Raw genomic sequence first — 18337 nt, 5'->3', positions numbered from 1 at the left:
GCTAAAATGGCTGCGGGTCTCTCTCTGTCCCGCAGCCATCATGCGCTTAGCGGCGGTTTCTCACCAGCTGATAGCGACGGGTCAGATACTCAACCGGCGCGCTCCAGATATGCACCAGGCGGCAGAACGGGAACAGCAGGAACAGCGTCATTCCCAGCACCATGTGCACGCGGTAGATAAACGCCACGCCGTCGAGATGCTGCGAAGCACCACCGTGGAAGGTCACCACCGCCTGCGCCCAGCCCACCAGCTTCATCATTTCACTGCCGTCCATATGCTGGGCGGAGAAGGGAATGGTCAGCAGGCCCAGCGTCGCCTGAGCCACCAGCAGGGCCATGATCAGAATATCACCGACGCTACTGGTCGCCCGCACCCGTGGATTGGTCAGACGGCGCTTCAGCAGCAGTCCACCGCCCACCAGTGTCATCGCCCCGAACAGGCCACCGGCAATCATCGCCAGTTTCTGCTTCACGTCGATCGGCAGGAAGGATTCATACATCCAGTGCGGCGTCAGCATCCCGACGATGTGACCGAAGAAAATACCGATGATGCCGATGTGAAACAGGTTGGAGGCGAGACGCATCCCTTTTTTGTCCAGCATCTGACTGGAACCGGCACGCCAGCTGTACTGCCCGTAGTCATAGCGCAGCCAGCTTCCCACCAGGAAGACCGTTCCGGCGAGGTAGGGGTAAATATCGAAGAAGAAAGTGTTAATAAAATTCATGCTGATTCTCCTGTGGTACGCGCCGTCGCCGCGGCGATGTCCAGATACTGCGGCGCGACCGCATCGGCGAAGCGACGCTGATGCATCGCCTGCTGCGCCGAGGCGCAGCCCTGTTCGCCGAGAAATTTAATCTGCTCCTCTTCCCAGACAGCATCCAGTGCTGCCGGCGTATCGTCGCGCGCTTCCTGCGCCACCTGTGGCTTGAGGGCCGCAGGATCAACCGCGCTACCGGACAGCGTCAGTAATACTGTGAAGAGATCGGCGTAGGGGCTCTGACGCTCTTCAAGCCGCGCCGCCAGCAAGGCCAGGATAGGCACGATGTCGTCCAGTCCCTGTCGCGCGGCCTCATCGCTTTTACAGGCGAGATACTCCAGGTAGAGCGGCAGGAAATCGGGCAGTTCTTTGCTGTCCAGTTCCAGACCATCGGCACGATACTGTTCCAGCAGATCAACCATCGCCTGACCGCGATCGCGTGACTCACCGTGCACGTGTTCAAACAGCAGCAGCGAGGTGGCGCGGCCACGATCAAACAGTTCGCAGTAGTCAGCCTGCACGTCGAGCAGTGGCCGGGCACAGAGCTGATTGATAAAACGCACCAGCCGTGCACTCTGCTGCAGGTTGAGTTCAGTGGCGTCATCCAGCGCCGCGATCAGGTCGGAAGAGTGGGTAAACAGCGCCTCGTCCGGGTAGTCCAGCAGCCGCGAAAGAATCCGTAACGTCATCATGAGGCATCCTCCGGACGAATGGTTTTCTTACTGACGTCGATGGCATCAATACGGCGGCTGTTGAACAGGTTGAATTTGCTGTCGCTGCCGTGACAGCCATCGCCAAAGCTAAAGCCGCAGCCTTTGCTTTCCGGGAAGGCTTCACGCGCCAGTTCGCGATGGCTGGAGGGCACCACAAAGCGATCTTCATAGTTCGCGATCGCCAGATAGCGGTACATCTCCTGCGCCTGCGCTTCGGTCAGGCCGACCTGCTCCAGCGCCCGGATATCATGCTCACCGTCCACGCTTTCTGCGCGTTTGTAATGACGCATTGCCAGCATCCGCTTCAGTGCCAGCAGCACCGGTGCGGTGTCGCCTGCGGTCAGCAGGTTCGCCAGATACTCAACCGGAATGCGCAGGCTTTCCACATCCGGCAGCACGCCGGTGTGCGCCAGCGCCCCGCCATCCACCGCCGACTGAATCGGTGACAGTGGTGGCACATACCAGACCATTGGCAGCGTGCGGTATTCAGGGTGAAGTGGCAGCGCCAGCTTCCACTCCATCGCCATTTTATAGACCGGTGAACGCTGTGCTGCGTCGATCACGCTCTGCGCAACGCCATCTTTCAGCGCCTGCGCAATCACCGCCGGATCGTTGGGATCAAGGAAGATATCCAGCTGGCTCTGATAGAGATCTTTCTCGTTTTCCGCTGCGGCCGCCTGTTCAATGCGGTCAGCGTCATAGAGCAACACGCCGAGATAGCGGATACGGCCGACACAGGTTTCTGAACAGACGGTGGGCTGGCCCGCTTCAATGCGCGGATAACAGAAAATGCATTTTTCTGATTTGCCGCTTTTCCAGTTGAAGTAGATCTTCTTGTACGGACAGCCGGTGAGGCACATCCGCCAGCCGCGACATTTATCCTGGTCGATCAGTACGATGCCATCTTCGCCGCGTTTGTAGATCGCGCCGCTTGGGCAGGTCGCCACACACGCCGGGTTGAGGCAGTGCTCACACAGGCGCGGCAGGTACATCATGAAGGTGTGCTCAAACTGACCGTAAATCTCCTTCTGGATGTTATCGAAGTTCTTATCCTGCGAACGTTTGGCAAACTCGCCGCCGAGGATCTCTTCCCAGTTCGGGCCGTTTTCGATCTTTTTCATCCGCTGACCGGTGATCAGCGAGCGCGGACGCGCAATCGGCTGATGCTTACCGGCAGGCGCATTGTGCAGATGCTGATAATCAAAATCGAACGGTTCGTAGTAATCATCCAGCGCGGGCACATCCGGGTTGGCGAAGATCTTCGACAGCAGGCCGATGCGACTCCCCATGCGCGGCTCCAGCTTACCGTTGATCTTACGGATCCAGCCGCCCTTCCACTTCTGCTGATCTTCCCAGGCGTGCGGATAGCCAACACCAGGTTTGCTTTCAACGTTGTTAAACCAGGCGTACTCCATGCCCTCGCGGCTGGTCCAGACGTTTTTACAGGTCACCGAGCAGGTGTGGCAGCCGATACATTTGTCGAGGTTCAGCACCATGCCGACCTGTGAACGAATTTTCATGGTTTTACCTCCTGCTGGCTGCCCTGGCAGGCATCGTTGCCTTCCCCATCTAACCAGTTAACGTTGTTCATTTTTCTCACTACCACGAACTCATCGCGGTTAGAGCCGACGGTGCCGTAGTAGTTAAAGCCCCAGGAGAGCTGCGCATAACCGCCGATCATATGGGTCGGTTTCGGGCAGGTCCGCGTCACCGAGTTATGGATCCCGCCGCGCTGGCTGGTGATCTCCGAGCCAGGGATATTCACGATACGTTCCTGCGCGTGGTACATCATGGTCATACCCGCCGGGATGCGCTGGCTCACTACTGCACGTGCGGTCAGCGCACCGTTGGCATTGAACGCCTCGATCCAGTCGTTATCCACAATACCCAGCTCACGGGCGTCATCTTCACTCATCCAGACAATCGGTCCACCGCGCGACAGTGTCAGCATCAGCAGGTTGTCGCTGTAGGTGGAGTGAATGCCCCACTTCTGGTGTGGCGTCAGGAAGTTCAGCGCCTTCTCCGGGTTACCGTTGGGTTTGCTGTTCAGCAACGGCTTCGCCGCACGGGTATCGATTGGCGGACGATAGACCATCAGGCTCTCGCCAAAGGCGCGCATCCACTCATGATCCTGATAGAGCTGCTGACGGCCGCTCAGGGTTCGCCACGGGATCAGCTCATGAACGTTGGTGTAGCAGGCGTTGTAAGAGACATGTTCATCTTCCAGCCCTGACCAGGTCGGGCTGGAGATAATTTTGCGCGGCTGCGCCTGGATATCGCGGAAGCGAATCTTCTCATCTTCTTTATTGAGCGCCAGGTGGGTGTGGTCACGACCGGTAATCACGCCAAGTGCCTGCCAGGCTTTCACCGCCACCTGACCATTGGTTTCCGGTGCCAGCGCCAGGATCACTTCTGCCGCATCGATCGCCGTGTCGATATTCGGCCGCCCCGCTGCCGGGCCATCCGCTTTGACGTAGTTCAGTTGCTTGAGGAAATCGACCTCTTTGCTGGTGTTCCAGCTGATACCTTTGCCGCCGTTACCCAGGGTCTCCAGCAACGGTCCCAGCGAGGTAAGGCGCTCCCAGGTCGCCGGATAGTCGCGCTCCACCACCATAATGTGTGGCGCGGTTTTACCCGGAATCAGATCGCATTCGCCTTTTTTCCAGTCTTTCGCCTCAAAAGGCTGCGCCAGTTCCGCGGGTGAGTCATGCAACACCGGCAGAGTAACGACGTCCGTTTCAACGCCTAAATGACCCGGGCAGAGATCGGAGAAGGCTTTGGCGATGCCTTTGTAGATCTCCCAGTCACTTTTTGAGTCCCAGGCAGGATCGACGGCCGCCGAAAGCGGATGAATAAACGGATGCATATCCGAGGTATTCATATCGTCTTTTTCATACCAGGTCGCCGTTGGCAGCACGACATCGGAGTAGAGACAGGTGCTCGACATGCGGAAGTCGAGTGTGACCACCAGATCCAGTTTGCCTTCGGCACCCTGATCCAGCCACTCCACCTCTTCCGGCTTCACGCGGCCCTGCTGGCCTAAATCTTTGCCCTGAATGCCGTTTTCCGTGCCCAGCAGATACTTCAGCATGTACTCATGCCCTTTACCGGATGAGCCGAGCAGATTGGAGCGCCAGACAAACAGGTTACGCGGGAAGTTCTGCGGATCGTCCGGCTGTTCAGCGGCAAACCGCATGGTGCCCTGCTTCAGGCTTTCCACGGTGTAATCCAGCGGCGACTGACCGGCGGCTTTCGCCTGCGCCGCGATGTGCAGCGGGTTGACGTTAAGCTGCGGCGCTGAAGGCAGCCAGCCCATACGTTCGGAACGGACGTTAAGGTCGATCAGGCTGCCGCTGTAGCGACTTTTATCCGCCAGCGGGGAGAGCAATTCGCTGGTGGCCAGGGTTTCATAGCGCCACTGACTGGAGTGGTTGTAGAAGAAGGAGGTGCTGTTCATCTGGCGTGGCGGACGCTGCCAGTCCAGGCCAAAGGCCAGCGGGGTCCAGCCGGTCTGCGGACGGAGTTTCTCCTGGCCGACATAGTGCGCCCAGCCACCGCCGCTCTGACCGACGCAGCCGCAGAAAATCAGCATGTTCATCAGGCCACGATAGTTCATGTCCATGTGATACCAGTGGTTCATACCGGCACCGACGATGATCATCGAACGACCGCGGGTTTTCTCGGCGTTTTCGGCAAATTCACGGGCAATGCGAATGATGTTCTGACGGGAGACACCCGTAATCTGCTCCGCCCAGGCCGGGCTGTACGCTTTGATGTCGTCGTAGGTTTGCGCGCAGTTGGCATCATCCAGACCGCGATCCAGACCATAATTCGCCAGCGTCAGATCGTAGACGCTGGTGACCAGCGCTTCACTGCCATCCGCCAGTTGCAGGCGTTTCACCGGCAGCTTATGCAGCAGGATTTCGTCCAGCGCAACGCTGTTGAAATGCTCGCTGGTAATGCCACCGAAGTAAGGGAAGCCGACCTCCACCACCTCATCATGGCTGCCGAGCAGGCTGAGCTGCAGTTCAACTTCCTGATGTGATGCCCCATCACGCTGCTCGAGGTTCCATTTGCCTTTTTCGCCCCAGCGGAAGCCGATAGATCCCTGCGGCGCAATCAGTTCCCCGGTCGCCTCGTTAATCGCGACGGTTTTCCACTCCGGGTTATTCTCCTGACCGAGCCCATCCACCAGATCGCTGGCGCGCAGCTGACGGCCGGCGGCGTAAAACCCGCCCTCACGGGGTTCCAGCAGCACCAGCATCGGCATATCGGTGTAACGGCGCACGTAGTCGCGGAAATAGCCAACTTCGCGATCAAGATGAAACTCTTTCAGCATCACGTGGCCCATCGCCAGCGCCATCGCGCTGTCGGTGCCCTGCTTCGGACTCAGCCACTGGTCACACAGCTTCGCGACCTCAGCATAGTCCGGCGTGATCGCCACGGTTTTCGTCCCTTTATAGCGGACTTCCGTAAAGAAGTGCGCATCCGGGGTACGGGTCTGCGGCACGTTAGAGCCCCAGGCAATAATGTAGGAGGAGTTGTACCAGTCAGCCGATTCCGGCACGTCGGTCTGCTCGCCCCAGGTCATCGGTGAGGCCGGCGGCAGATCGCAGTACCAGTCGTAGAAGCTCAGACAGGTTCCGCCAATCAGTGACAGGTAACGTGCGCCCGCAGCGTAAGAGACCATCGACATCGCCGGAATCGGTGAGAATCCCATAATGCGGTCAGGGCCGTAGGTCTTCGCGGTGCAGATGTTCGCGGCGGCGATCATCTCGTTGACTTCCTGCCAGCTGGAGCGGACAAAGCCGCCGCGTCCACGCGCCTGTTTGTAGCTTCTGGCCTTTTCAGGATTACTGATGATGGATGCCCATGCGTCCACCGGGTCGCTGTGCTGCGCTTTCGCGTCGCGCCAGAGCTGAATCAGCTTCTTGCGCATCAACGGATATTTCAGGCGGTTAGCGCTGTAGAGATACCACGAGTAGCTGGCACCGCGTGGGCAGCCACGCGGCTCATGGTTTGGCAGATCGGGACGGGTACGCGGATAGTCGGTCTGCTGGGTCTCCCAGGTGACCAGTCCATTTTTGACGTAGATTTTCCAGCTGCATGAGCCGGTACAGTTAACGCCGTGCGTGGAGCGCACGATTTTATCGTGCTGCCAGCGACTGCGATAGCCATCTTCCCAGTCGCGGTTGCTGTTTAACGTCTGGCCATGCTGGCCGGAAAAGGGTTCGGCCAGCTGTTTGAAATAGCGAAACCGATCTAGAAACTTGCTCATCCGGAATACTCCTGAAGGCTTAATGTGACATTGCTGACTCTGCATCTGTCCCGACACAGAAAGTGAAATTGTGCCGGTGCGCCACACCGGCTTTGTCGTTATCAGGCGCGTGCTTTTCGGCCGTAAACCAGCCAGGTCACCGCGATGCAGCAGAGATAAAAGACCAGGAAGATTTTCATCGCGCCGGCGGGTGAACCGGTCATCGCGAGCGACAGGCCAAAAGTCTGCGGAATAAAGAAACCGCCCAGCGCGCCAATGGCGGAGATAAAGCCGAGCGCAGCAGAGGTTTCTGTTGCCGCTTCGCGCTGTGCCAGCGCATCGTCGCCGCCCTCAGCTTTGATACGTTCCAGCGTCAGCTTACGGAAGATCACCGCAATCATCTGGTAGGTGGAGCCGCTGCCCAGACCGGACGTCAGGAACAGGCCCATAAACACGGCGAAGAAGGCCACGAACGAGCCATCATGTCCGGCACCCGGCAGGGTCAGGAACAGCAGCGCAGCAAACAGCGCCATCAGCACATAGTTAATCAGCGTGACGCGGGTACCGCCGAAGCGGTCAGAAATGATGCCGCCTGCTGAACGGGCCAGCGCGCCAATAAAGGGGCCGAAAAAGGCGTAATGCATGATCACGACATCAGGAAATTGCGTCTTCGTCAGCATGGCAAAACCGGCAGAGAAACCGATAAACGAGCCAAAGGTGGCCAGATAGAGCAGCGCCATAACCCACAGGTGGGGACGTTTCAGCACCGGTAACTGCTCACGCAGCGAGGATTTCGCCGCCGCCAGGTCGTTCATGCCGAACCAGGCCGCCAGCGTGCCGATCGCCAGGAACGGCACCCAGATCCAGGCGGCATTTTCCAGCCAGATGCTGTCGCCGGTGACGGTGGTCTGACCCACATCGGCAAAACCAAAAATGGCACAGGAGATCGCCAGCGGGGCGACAAACTGCATTACGCTGACGCCAAGATTACCGAGGCCGCCGTTGATGCCCAGCGCGCCGCCCTGACGGGCTTTGGGAAAGAAGAAGCTGATATTGCCCATGCTCGACGCGAAGTTAGCGCCACCAAAACCGCACAGCAGGGAAATCACCATAAAAGTGGTGAATGAGGTCTGGCTGTCCTGTACGGCAAAGCCGAGCCACAGGCAGGGAATGATCAGGATGCCGGTGCTGAAGGCGGTCCAGCGACGTCCTCCAAAGATGGGAATAACAAAAGAGTAAGGCACACGCAGCAACGCGCCAGAAACCGACGGCAGTGCGGTCAGTAAAAAGAGCTGCTCAGTGCTGAAGGTAAAGCCAACTTTATTCAGGTTAACCGCAACGGTGCTGAACAGCATCCAGACGCAGAAGCCCAGCAGCAGACAGAAGACAGAAATCCACAGGTTACGACTGGCGATACGTTTACCACGCGCCTGCCAGAACGCGTCGTTTTCCGGTTGCCAGTCCTGAATTAACGCGCCGCGCGTCGGGGTTTGCAAAGAGGTGGATTGGGTCATAAATCTCTCATCAGCAGAATAATAATTGTGCGTATCCTGCGCATCCGCCGTGGTGTCGGGCTTGATACAAATCAACGGCAATGCAGGTTACAGAGGTGCAGCGCCCTCTCTTCACCCCGGTTAAGTAGTTGACTGAATTCAGATAACCCTTATAAATCATAGGGTTTAAACACGGCCGCCCATGCCTTCTGTAAAAGGGTGTCCGACTGGAAATAAAGGAGTAGTCCATTGGGGGTATATAGCGATCCCGCTTCACCGGTAAGATAGGCTCTCCGCCCGCTCAGGGCTGGCGTATGTGACAGGAACAGGAGTCATTGTGACGGCAGAGAAATTTACGCTTTTATTGATCGACGACCATCCCATGCTGCGCAATGGCCTGAAGCAGCTGATTGCGCTGGATGAAAGACTGCAGGTGGTTGCCGAAGCGGGTAATGGCATTGATGGCCTGGCGCTGGCACAGCAGCATGATCCCGACCTGATCCTGCTTGATCTTAATATGCCAGGTCTGAACGGACTGGATATCCTGACCCAGCTGCGTGAGATAGCCCTTTCTGGCCGGGTGGTGGTGTTCAGCGTTTCAGATAATGAAGAGGATGTGGTCAGCGCGCTGAAGCGCGGCGCTGATGGTTATCTGCTGAAAGATATGGAACCAGAAGCCTTACTGAAAGCGCTGCATCAGGCTGCTGCCGGTCAGATCGTGCTGAGCGAGGCGTTAACCCCGATTCTGGTCGCCCGGTTGCGTGAAGCGCAGCCTGCTCAGACGCGCGACATCAATCAGCTGACCCGGCGCGAACGCGATATTCTGCAACTGATCAGCGACGGGATGACCAATAAAGCGATTGCCCGCAAGCTGGTCATCAGTGAAAGCACGGTCAAGGTTCACGTTAAATATCTGCTGAAAAAGATGAACCTTAAATCCCGACTTGAAGCCGCCGTCTGGGCGCTGCAGAACGGGCTGCACTGACACTTTCCCCTTCCCGATGCGGCGCATTGCCCTCCTGCCGGCCGTAAACTACCGCAGAAATCGCGAGCCGCCTCGCAGCCCCGCCTCAGCGTCATGAGAACAGGCACTTTTTTGTCGCCAGCCGCCGCCACATTTGCCAGGATGCCTGTCAGGTTACACCCGGTCAGGATCGCGGCTGTGCATCACGCTGGCATATGCCCTGCCCTATTCGTTATCATCTGATTATCCTGCGCGCCTGGAATCCCTTTCGGTTTCATGGGCGTTGACCGCCAGAAATTTACCGCATTAAAAATGAGCTAAAACCTTATGCAAGAGCCAACCGAAAAGGACTTTCCTTCCCATACGCCGATGATGCAGCAGTACCTGCGTCTCAAGGCGGAGCATCCTGACATTCTACTGTTTTACCGTATGGGTGACTTCTACGAGCTGTTTTATGACGATGCAAAACGTGCCTCGCAGCTGCTGGAGATTTCACTCACCAAGCGCGGTGCGTCAGCGGGCGAGCCGATTCCGATGGCGGGTGTGCCCTATCATGCGGTTGAAGGTTACCTGGCTAAACTGGTGCAGCTGGGCGAATCCGTTGCCATCTGCGAGCAGATAGGCGATCCGGCGCTGAGCAAAGGCCCGGTCGAACGCAAAGTGGTGCGCATCGTTACCCCGGGTACCATCAGTGATGAGGCGCTGTTGCAGGAGCGGCACGACAATCTGCTGGCGGCGATCGTGCAAAGCCCGCGCGGTTTTGGCTACGCCACGCTGGATATCAGCTCAGGCCGTTTTCGCCTCAGCGAACCTGCCGATGCTGAAACCATGGCGGCAGAACTGCAGCGCACCAATCCGGCGGAGCTGCTCTACCCCGAAGATTTCCAGGCGATGTCGCTGATCGATCAGCGACGCGGCCTGCGACGCCGTCCGCTGTGGGAGTTTGAGATCGACACCGCACGCCAGCAGCTGAACCTGCAGTTCGGCACCCGCGATCTCAATGGCTTCGGCGTGGAGAATGCGCACCTCGGACTAAGCGCGGCGGGCTGCCTGCTGCAGTATGTTAAAGATACCCAGCGCACCACGCTGCCCCACATCCGCTCGCTGAGCATGGAGCGGCAGCAGGACAGCATCATCATGGATGCGGCCACCCGCCGTAATCTGGAGATCACCCAGAACCTGGCAGGCGGCACTGACAACACCTTAGCGGCGGTGCTGGATAAAACGGTCACCCCGATGGGTAGCCGGATGCTGAAACGCTGGCTGCATATGCCGCTGCGCGATGCGCGCATCATTAACCAGCGTCAGGAGTCGATTGCTGAGCTGCAAAATCTCAGCGACGTGCTGCAACCGGTGCTGCGTCAGGTCGGCGATCTGGAGCGAATCCTGGCTCGCCTGGCCCTGCGCACCGCACGTCCGCGCGATCTGGCTCGCATGCGTCATGCGTTTCAGCAACTGCCAGAACTTAACCAGCTGCTGGCCGATGTTGAGGCGCCCCAGTTGCAGAAGCTGCGCACGCAGATGGGCGAGTTCACTGCGTTACGTGAGCTGCTGGAACAGGCGGTGATTGAGTCACCGCCTGTGTTGATCCGCGACGGCGGAGTCATTGCACCCGGCTACAACGCGGAGCTGGATGAGTGGCGCGCACTGGCAGATGGCGCTACCGACTATCTAGACCGGCTGGAGATCCGCGAACGCGAGAAGCTGGGACTGGATACCCTGAAGGTCGGCTTTAACGGCGTGCATGGTTATTACATTCAGGTGAGCCGCGGACAGAGCCATCAGGTACCGATGCACTATGTCCGTCGTCAGACCCTGAAAAATGCTGAACGCTATATCATTCCGGAGCTGAAAGAGTACGAAGACAAAGTACTCACCTCCAAGGGTAAAGCGCTGTCGCTGGAAAAAAGCCTGTATGAGGCGCTGTTCGATCAGTTGCTGCCGCATCTTGAAGCGCTGCAGCTGAGTGCCGCCGCGCTGGCAGAGCTGGATGTGTTAAGCAACCTGGCAGAACGTGCCTGGTCCCTGAACTATTGCCGCCCGGTATTGCAGGATAAAGCCGGGATTAAAATCAGCGGCGGACGCCATCCGGTGGTGGAACAGGTTCTGAAAGAGCCGTTTATTGCCAACCCACTGTCACTGGCACCCCAGCGCAGAATGCTGATTATTACCGGCCCCAACATGGGCGGTAAAAGTACCTATATGCGTCAGGCGGCGCTGATTGCGCTGATGGCATGGATTGGCAGTTTTGTTCCTGCCGATGAGACGCTGATTGGCCCGCTGGATCGCATCTTTACCCGTGTCGGTGCCGCTGACGATCTCGCCTCCGGGCGCTCGACCTTTATGGTTGAGATGACCGAAACCGCTAACATCCTGCACAACGCCACCGAAAACAGCCTGGTGCTGATGGATGAGATTGGACGCGGAACATCCACCTACGACGGTTTATCGCTCGCCTGGGCCTGCGCCGAAAACCTGGCAAACCGTATCAAGGCGATGACGCTGTTTGCCACCCATTACTTCGAGCTGACAACCCTGCCGGAAAAAATGGAAGGCGTGGTCAACGTCCATCTGGATGCCGTTGAGCATGGCGACACGATCGCCTTTATGCACAGCGTCCAGGAGGGTGCGGCAAGTAAGAGCTATGGTCTGGCGGTGGCGGCGCTGGCCGGCGTACCCAAAGAGGTGATTAAGCGGGCACGCAATAAGCTGAAGGAACTTGAGACCGTTTCAAACCACTCCGCGTCATCGACGGTCGATGGCTCTCAGCTGCCGCTGCTGGTTGAAGAGACCTCGCCTGCCATGGAGGCGCTAGAGGCGCTGGATCCCGATACGCTGACACCGCGTCAGGCACTCGACTGGATTTATCGTCTTAAATCGCTGGTCTGATATTACATCCCGTACATCGCACCGCGTTAATGCGCGGTGCGATGCTTGCTTGCCCGAAAATCACTTTTCTGCAGACATAAAAAAAGCGATGGTTTTCACCATCGCTTTTCGCATTCAAACTCAGATTTACTGTTAACAATTATTCACGAAACAGTGCTTCAATGCTGAGGCCCTGCGCCTGCAGGATTTCACGCAGACGGCGTAAACCTTCAACCTGAATCTGGCGTACACGCTCGCGGGTTAAGCCGATTTCACGACCCACATCCTCAAGTGTTGCCGCTTCATAGCCCAACAGGCCGAAACGACGTGCCAGCACTTCACGCTGCTTGGCGTTCAGTTCGAACAGCCATTTAACGATGCTTTGTTTCATATCATCGTCCTGCGTGGTGTCTTCCGGGCCGTTGTCTTTCTCATCGGCCAGAATATCCAGCAGCGCTTTTTCAGAATCACCGCCTAATGGCGTATCAACCGAGGTAATGCGTTCGTTGAGACGTAACATGCGGCTTACGTCATCAACCGGTTTATCAAGCTGCTCTGCGATCTCTTCCGCACTCGGCTCATGGTCGAGCTTGTGGGAAAGTTCACGCGCAGTACGCAGATAAACATTCAGTTCTTTCACAATGTGAATCGGCAGACGGATGGTACGGGTTTGATTCATGATCGCCCGTTCAATAGTCTGACGAATCCACCAGGTGGCGTACGTTGAGAAACGGAACCCGCGCTCCGGGTCAAATTTCTCTACGGCGCGAATCAGGCCGAGGTTACCTTCTTCAATCAGGTCCAGCAGAGCTAAACCACGATTGCTGTAACGACGAGCGATTTTCACCACCAGGCGTAAGTTACTTTCGATCATACGGCGACGGGAAGGGATATCACCCCGCAATGCACGGCGAGCGAAAAAGACTTCTTCCTCTGCCGTTAACAACGGAGAATAGCCAATCTCCCCGAGATAGAGCTGCGTCGCATCTAACACACGTTGCGTCGCACCCTGTGATAGCAACTCTTCTTCCGCTACGTCGCTATCACTGGCTTCATTTTCAACGAGTGCCTTCTCGTCAAAAATTTCAGCTCCGTTCTCATCGAATTCCGCGTTCTCATGTAACTCGTTTACTTTCAGCGTATTCTGGCTCATAAGCGGCTCCTACCCGTGATTCCAGGGCAGAACATAAACCTGTTTTGTTCTGCCGGATTATCGCTGCGGTAAATAACGCAACGGGTTTACGGATTTCCCCTTGTAACGAATTTCAAAGTGTAATCTGACTGAACTGGTTCCGGTGCTACCCATGGTAGCGATCTTTTGCCCCGCCTTAACTTCCTGTTGTTCCCGGACCAGCATTGTATCGTTGTGGGCGTAGGCGCTCAGGTAATCATCGTTGTGTTTAATGATGATTAAATTACCGTAACCCCGGAGTGCGTTACCTGCGTAAACCACTCGTCCTGAAGCAGTGGCGACCACAGATTGTCCGCGCGTCCCGGCGATATCGATACCTTTATTGCCACCTTCGGCGGCAGAGAAGTTATCGATGATCTTCCCGTCAGTCGGCCAGCGCCAGCTTCCGACCGGCGTTGAACTGTTGGTTGTACTGCTAACCGTTGGGGGTGCGGTAACGACTGGAGCTGTTGTCGTTGCAACATTTGCTCCATTCGAAGGCAACATTTTGCTGCCACCCGAATTACCTGAATCATCAGAATACGTAATAACAGGTTGCTGTGCAACAGCAGGCGATTTAATTTGTGGCGCCGCCGGAACGCCGCCCTGCGTTGCATCAGCAACGGTAATGGGATTGCCGCCAGTAATCGGCTGACCCGACCCATTGCCAATCTGCAAAGTTTGTCCGACATTCAGGCCATATGGCGCCGGAACATTGTTGCGCTGGGCTAAATCACGGAAATCGTTGCCGGTAATCCAGGCGATGTAAAACAATGTGTCGCCACGCTTAACGGTATAAGTTTCACCGGAGTAGCTACCCTTAGGAATGTTCTGATAACTGCGATTGTAAACAATCCGGCCATTCTGCGTCTCAACATTGCTGTTGGTACTAATCATTCCACCACTAGCGGGGGCAGATGCTGAATTTTTGCTTAACATTTGTCCCTGGGCTGGCGTGGCAGGAACGCCGCCTGAACTCATGTCTGCTCCAGACTGGTTAGTGTTCATGCCACCATTGTCGCCAACGCGACTGATGGGTGCCTGTGAGTTGTCGCTGGAGCTACAGCCTGCCAGCCAAAAACCTACCAGTGAAAGCGCCGCCAGACGGCGTAACTGAAAAAGTGTGCTTCCCGTGCTCATTAATCCCCCGTGATGGCAACTCTGATCTATCTGTTTCACTGTATCTGCCAGCAGGATACTCTGCGCGGCGCGATAAAATCTGCGTTTTCGATGAATAAACTGGATAGTAACAACATCAGGTACGTGGTGCTATGAAACAGTTGTGAAGAAATACGAAGAGGGTCAGGCCAGATCGCCCTGCACCAGCGGGACAAAACGCACTGGTTCGATGGTCTCTTCCATCACCTCTTCGCCCTGACGACGCAGGCGCTTCAGTACCTGCTGATCTTCGCCAACTGGCAGCACCATGATGCCGCCTTCTGCCAGTTGTGCTATCAGCGCAATCGGAATTTCAGGCGGTGCAGCCGTGACGATGATGGCATCGAAGGGGCCACGTGAAGGCCAGCCCTGCCAGCCATCACCATGACGGGTTGAGACATTATGCAGATCCAGCTGTTTCAGACGGCGCTTGGCCTGCCACTGCAGCCCTTTGATGCGTTCCACTGAATAAACATGGTCCACCAGATGGGCAAGAATCGCCGTCTGATAACCTGAACCCGTACCAATCTCCAGCACACGCGAATGCGGATTAAGTCCGAGCAGCGCGGTCATCCGCGCGACCATGTAGGGCTGTGATATCGTCTGACCGGAGCCGATGGGCAAGGCAACATTGTCCCAGGCTTTATGCTCGAACGCTTCGTCGATAAAACGTTCGCGCGGCACCTCGCTGATGGCTTTCAGCAGGTTTTCATCATCGATGCCCTGCTGACGCAGTTGTGACAGCAACGTCTCAATACGCCGATTCACCATGCCAGGTTCACCTCAGCTTTAGCCAGCCAGTCACTGAGGACGTTCTGCGCGCTGTGCGCCGTTAAATCGACATGGAGTGCCGTGACAGAGACGTAGCCCTGATCCACGGCGGCGAAGTCTGTATCCGGGCCCGCATCCAGTTTTTCGCCTGGCGGACCAATCCAGTAGAGTGTATTGCCACGCGGATCCTGCTGCGCAATCACCTGATCCGCCGGATGGCGGCTGCCACAGCGCGTCACGCGGATGCCTTTGAGTTCAGACAACGGCAGATCGGGAACGTTGATATTGAGAATGCGGCCGGTGCGCAGCGGTTCATGCGTCAGCGCCCTGAGGAGCGCGCAGGTCACGGCCGCCGCGGTGGCGTAGTGCTGATGGCCGTTGAGCGAAACCGCGATAGCCGGTAAGCCAAGATGTCGCCCTTCCATCGCTGCCGCCACCGTGCCGGAGTAGATCACATCATCGCCCAGATTGGGGCCGGCATTGATGCCCGACACCACAATGTCGGGACGCGGCTGCATCAGCGCATTCACCCCCAGATAGACGCAGTCGGTCGGCGTCCCCATCTGGACGGCGATATCGCCGTTTTCATGGGTGAAGGTGCGCAGAGGCGTTTCCAGCGTTAATGAGTTCGAGGCACCGCTTCGGTTACGATCGGGGGCAACAACCTGCACGTCAGCAATCTGCCGCAGGGCTTTCGCCAGAGTCTGAATGCCTGGCGCATGAATGCCGTCATCGTTACTGAGCAATATCCGCATTTCGTTCTGACCTTTTTTTATTCGACTGGTCGCCGTGACGGAACCTGTTTTAACGGCATGGCAACAGGTGAGGAATAGACGGCGATTTTTGCATTCTAGCGAGGCGCGCAAGGAAGTGGTAGGCGTAAATCACACGACGGTGGGGGTTTGCCGCAACATTACCCACACTGCGGGTCAGGTTGCGGCGAAGATTACTCATCAATCTGATCGGGCGAGTCCGCGTGGGTCAGCAGCTCCCGGACCACGCTGGTGGCAAAGCTGCCCGCTGGCAGCCAGAATGCCAGTTCCAGCGTGACATCATCCCACCAGCTCCACTGCATATCGCGCGGCACCACCAGCATGGCGCGGCGTGCAGCATCGACCTTCTCACGTTCAATCAGTCCCAGCAGCAGCGTCTCATCAGCCAGCGCCTGCTGTTCAAAGGCCAGCGCGTCAGCCTGCGGGCCAGGCTCGTCCCGTCCCGGCAGCGGCGCGGTGATGCGCAGCTCATGCTGATCAACCCGGCGCTGTGACTCTGCCAGTTCATCAGGCTGGGCGACAAACCAGCTGCCTCGTCCGGTCAGCTGCAACGCATCGCCGTTGAGCACCTGAGTCAGCCCACCCTGCTGTTGCAGACGCGCACTGGTCACCTGATTAAACAGCGCACTGCGCGCGGCAGAGAGCATCAGGCTGCGCTTGTTGCGGTCGCGAATAATGATCTCATTGCGCGCCCACTTTTCAGCCATCACCAGATTATTGCCGCCGCGGCCAAAGCGCTGTTCACCAAAATAGTTCGGCACGCCCGCATCACGAATCTGCGCCAGACGCGTTTCAACTGCATCACGGTCACTGATCTGGCGGATGATCAGCCGGAACGCGTTCCCCGCCAGTGCGCCGATGCGCAGCTTACGTTTGTGGCGCACCGCCTGCAGAATCTCGACCCCTTCCAGCTCAAAACCGCGCAGATCGGGCATCGCATTACCCGGCAGGCGAAAACAGAGAGTCTGTTCCGTCACCGCATGGCGATCTTTCATTCCGGCATAACTCATGTCGCGCTGATGAATACCGAGATACTTCGCCAGTGCCTCCGCCACAAAGCGGGTATTGGCCCCCACTTTACGGATGCGCACCAGCAGGTGCTCACCTTCACCATCCGCGCCATAACCGAGATCCTCAACCACCACGAAATCTTCCGGATTGGCTTTGATCACGCCGGAGGCCACGGGTGTACCGTGCAGGTAATTCAGCATCATTGGCTGTCAGCTTTCAGGACTAACGCCACCGCTTCACAGGCGATGCCTTCGCCGCGCCCGGTAAAGCCCAGCTTCTCGGTGGTGGTCGCTTTGACGTTGACCGCATCCATATGGCAGCCCAGATCTTCTGCAATATTGATCCGCATCTGTGGCACGTGCGGCAGCATTTTCGGTGCCTGAGCAATAATCGTGACGTCGACATTACCGATGCGATAGCCTTTGGCTTCGATACGGCGCCAGGCCTCACGCAGCAGGCCGCGGCTGTCCGCCCCTTTAAAGGCCGGATCGGTGTCAGGAAACAGCTTGCCGATATCGCCCATCGCCACTGCGCCCAGCAGCGCGTCAGTCAGCGCATGCAGTGCCACATCGCCATCCGAATGGGCGATAAAACCCTGCTCAAACGGGATCCGCACACCGCCAATCACTAACGGACCCTCTCCGCCAAAGGCGTGAACGTCAAAACCGTGACCGATACGCATCATGCGCTCTCCTTTAATTGAATCTGACTCAGATAAAAAGCCGCCAGCGCCAGATCTTCTGGCCGGGTGACTTTGATGTTATCACTGCGTCCGCTGACTAACAGCGGGTGGTAGCCGCAATACTCCAGCGCCGAGGCTTCATCGGTGATGGTCGCGCCTTCTGCCAGCGCCCGCGTCAGGCAGGCGGTGAGCAGCGCATGAGGGAAAAATTGCGGCGTTAAGGCGTGCCAGAGATCGTCGCGCTCTACGGTATGGGCCACCGCGGCTTTGCCCGGCTCGCCCCGTTTCATGGTGTCACGCACTGGCGCGGCCAGAATCCCGCCAACGTGGCTCTGTTCACGCACGTTGAGCAGTTGCTGGAGATCGTCGGGATGCAGACAGGGACGCGCGGCATCATGGACCAGCACCCAGGCGGAACCCTGTGCGGCCTGCAATCCGGCCAGCACCGATTCGGCGCGGGTCTCTCCGCCTGTCACCCTGAGCACGCGCGGATCGCGTGCCAGCGGCAGTGAAGCGAAGTGCTGGTCATCAGGACTGAGGGCGACAATCACCTGTTTGATAGCGGGATGGGAAAACAGACGCGCAATGCTGTGTTCCAGAAGGGTGTGCTGACCAATCGTCAGATACTGCTTCGGACAGGTTGCCTGCATGCGGCTGCCGATCCCGGCAGCGGGCACCACGGCAATCACATCCGCAAGGGAGGCCAGAGTGTTCATGTT

At 57.4% G+C, this 18337-nt stretch carries 14 protein-coding genes; 2 read left to right on the top strand and 12 right to left on the bottom strand.

What is annotated here, in order from left to right; all coding sequences use genetic code 11:
* Nucleotides 1–46: 46 nt before the first annotated feature.
* From narI to HFD95_RS19885, 5 genes are all read right to left on the bottom strand, one after another.
* On the bottom strand, nt 47–724 hold the full coding sequence (narI, locus tag HFD95_RS19905) for a respiratory nitrate reductase subunit gamma (RefSeq protein WP_167430641.1): 678 nt from the start codon (nt 722–724) through the stop codon (nt 47–49).
* Nucleotides 721–1449, bottom strand: coding sequence for a nitrate reductase molybdenum cofactor assembly chaperone (gene narJ, locus HFD95_RS19900; protein WP_033772484.1), 729 nt, complete (start codon nt 1447–1449; stop codon nt 721–723). Before narJ ends, narI begins: the two co-directional genes overlap by 4 nt.
* Complete coding sequence (narH, locus tag HFD95_RS19895) at nt 1446–2990, bottom strand: nitrate reductase subunit beta (RefSeq protein WP_010248525.1); 1545 nt, start codon at nt 2988–2990, stop codon at nt 1446–1448. The genes narJ and narH overlap by 4 nt, the downstream gene beginning before the upstream one ends.
* The gene (locus tag HFD95_RS19890) at nt 2987–6748 is read right to left on the bottom strand and encodes a nitrate reductase subunit alpha (protein WP_167430640.1); all 3762 of its coding nucleotides are present in this window, start codon (nt 6746–6748) and stop codon (nt 2987–2989) included. The genes narH and HFD95_RS19890 overlap by 4 nt, the downstream gene beginning before the upstream one ends.
* Before the next feature lie 101 nt (nt 6749–6849).
* Nucleotides 6850–8241, bottom strand: a complete 1392-nt coding sequence (locus HFD95_RS19885) for a NarK family nitrate/nitrite MFS transporter (RefSeq protein ID WP_033786725.1) — start codon at nt 8239–8241, stop codon at nt 6850–6852.
* A 316-nt stretch (nt 8242–8557) separates the two neighbouring features.
* Here HFD95_RS19885 and narL point away from each other — a divergent pair, with 316 nt between their 5' ends.
* Nucleotides 8558–9205 carry a two-component system response regulator NarL gene (narL, locus tag HFD95_RS19880; protein ID WP_167430639.1) on the top strand — a complete coding sequence of 216 codons (648 nt, stop codon included), beginning with the start codon at nt 8558–8560 and terminating at the stop codon, nt 9203–9205.
* 306 nt (nt 9206–9511) lie between these two features.
* Nucleotides 9512–12073, top strand: coding sequence for a DNA mismatch repair protein MutS (mutS, locus tag HFD95_RS19875; protein WP_010248533.1), 2562 nt, complete (start codon nt 9512–9514; stop codon nt 12071–12073).
* 139 nt (nt 12074–12212) lie between these two features.
* Here the strand turns inward: mutS and rpoS are convergent, their stop codons facing one another.
* From rpoS to ispD, 7 genes are all read right to left on the bottom strand, one after another.
* Nucleotides 12213–13205: an RNA polymerase sigma factor RpoS gene (gene rpoS, locus HFD95_RS19870; RefSeq protein WP_003849090.1), complete on the bottom strand. Its 993-nt coding sequence runs from the start codon at nt 13203–13205 to the stop codon at nt 12213–12215.
* A gap of 57 nt (nt 13206–13262) precedes the next feature.
* Nucleotides 13263–14363 carry a murein hydrolase activator NlpD gene (nlpD, locus tag HFD95_RS19865; RefSeq protein WP_010248535.1) on the bottom strand — a complete coding sequence of 367 codons (1101 nt, stop codon included), beginning with the start codon at nt 14361–14363 and terminating at the stop codon, nt 13263–13265.
* A 162-nt stretch (nt 14364–14525) separates the two neighbouring features.
* On the bottom strand, nt 14526–15152 hold the full coding sequence (locus HFD95_RS19860; protein ID WP_010248537.1) for a protein-L-isoaspartate(D-aspartate) O-methyltransferase: 627 nt from the start codon (nt 15150–15152) through the stop codon (nt 14526–14528).
* A complete protein-coding gene (gene surE / locus HFD95_RS19855) occupies nt 15146–15907 on the bottom strand; it encodes a 5'/3'-nucleotidase SurE (RefSeq protein ID WP_003849099.1) in 762 nt (253 codons plus the stop codon). Before surE ends, HFD95_RS19860 begins: the two co-directional genes overlap by 7 nt.
* Before the next feature lie 191 nt (nt 15908–16098).
* Complete coding sequence (gene truD, locus HFD95_RS19850) at nt 16099–17139, bottom strand: tRNA pseudouridine(13) synthase TruD (RefSeq protein ID WP_167430638.1); 1041 nt, start codon at nt 17137–17139, stop codon at nt 16099–16101.
* Entirely contained in the window at nt 17136–17618 is a 483-nt protein-coding gene (ispF, locus tag HFD95_RS19845) for a 2-C-methyl-D-erythritol 2,4-cyclodiphosphate synthase (RefSeq protein ID WP_010248541.1), read from the bottom strand. The genes truD and ispF overlap by 4 nt, the downstream gene beginning before the upstream one ends.
* The gene (ispD, locus tag HFD95_RS19840; protein ID WP_010248543.1) at nt 17618–18334 is read right to left on the bottom strand and encodes a 2-C-methyl-D-erythritol 4-phosphate cytidylyltransferase; all 717 of its coding nucleotides are present in this window, start codon (nt 18332–18334) and stop codon (nt 17618–17620) included. The genes ispF and ispD overlap by 1 nt, the downstream gene beginning before the upstream one ends.
* Between the last annotated feature and the right edge of the window lie 3 nt (nt 18335–18337).

This window comes from Pantoea sp. EKM10T, assembly GCF_011800685.1.
GTDB classification, from domain to species: Bacteria; Pseudomonadota; Gammaproteobacteria; order Enterobacterales; family Enterobacteriaceae; genus Pantoea; species Pantoea agglomerans.
This window is presented reverse-complemented; position numbering and strand designations above follow the sequence as displayed.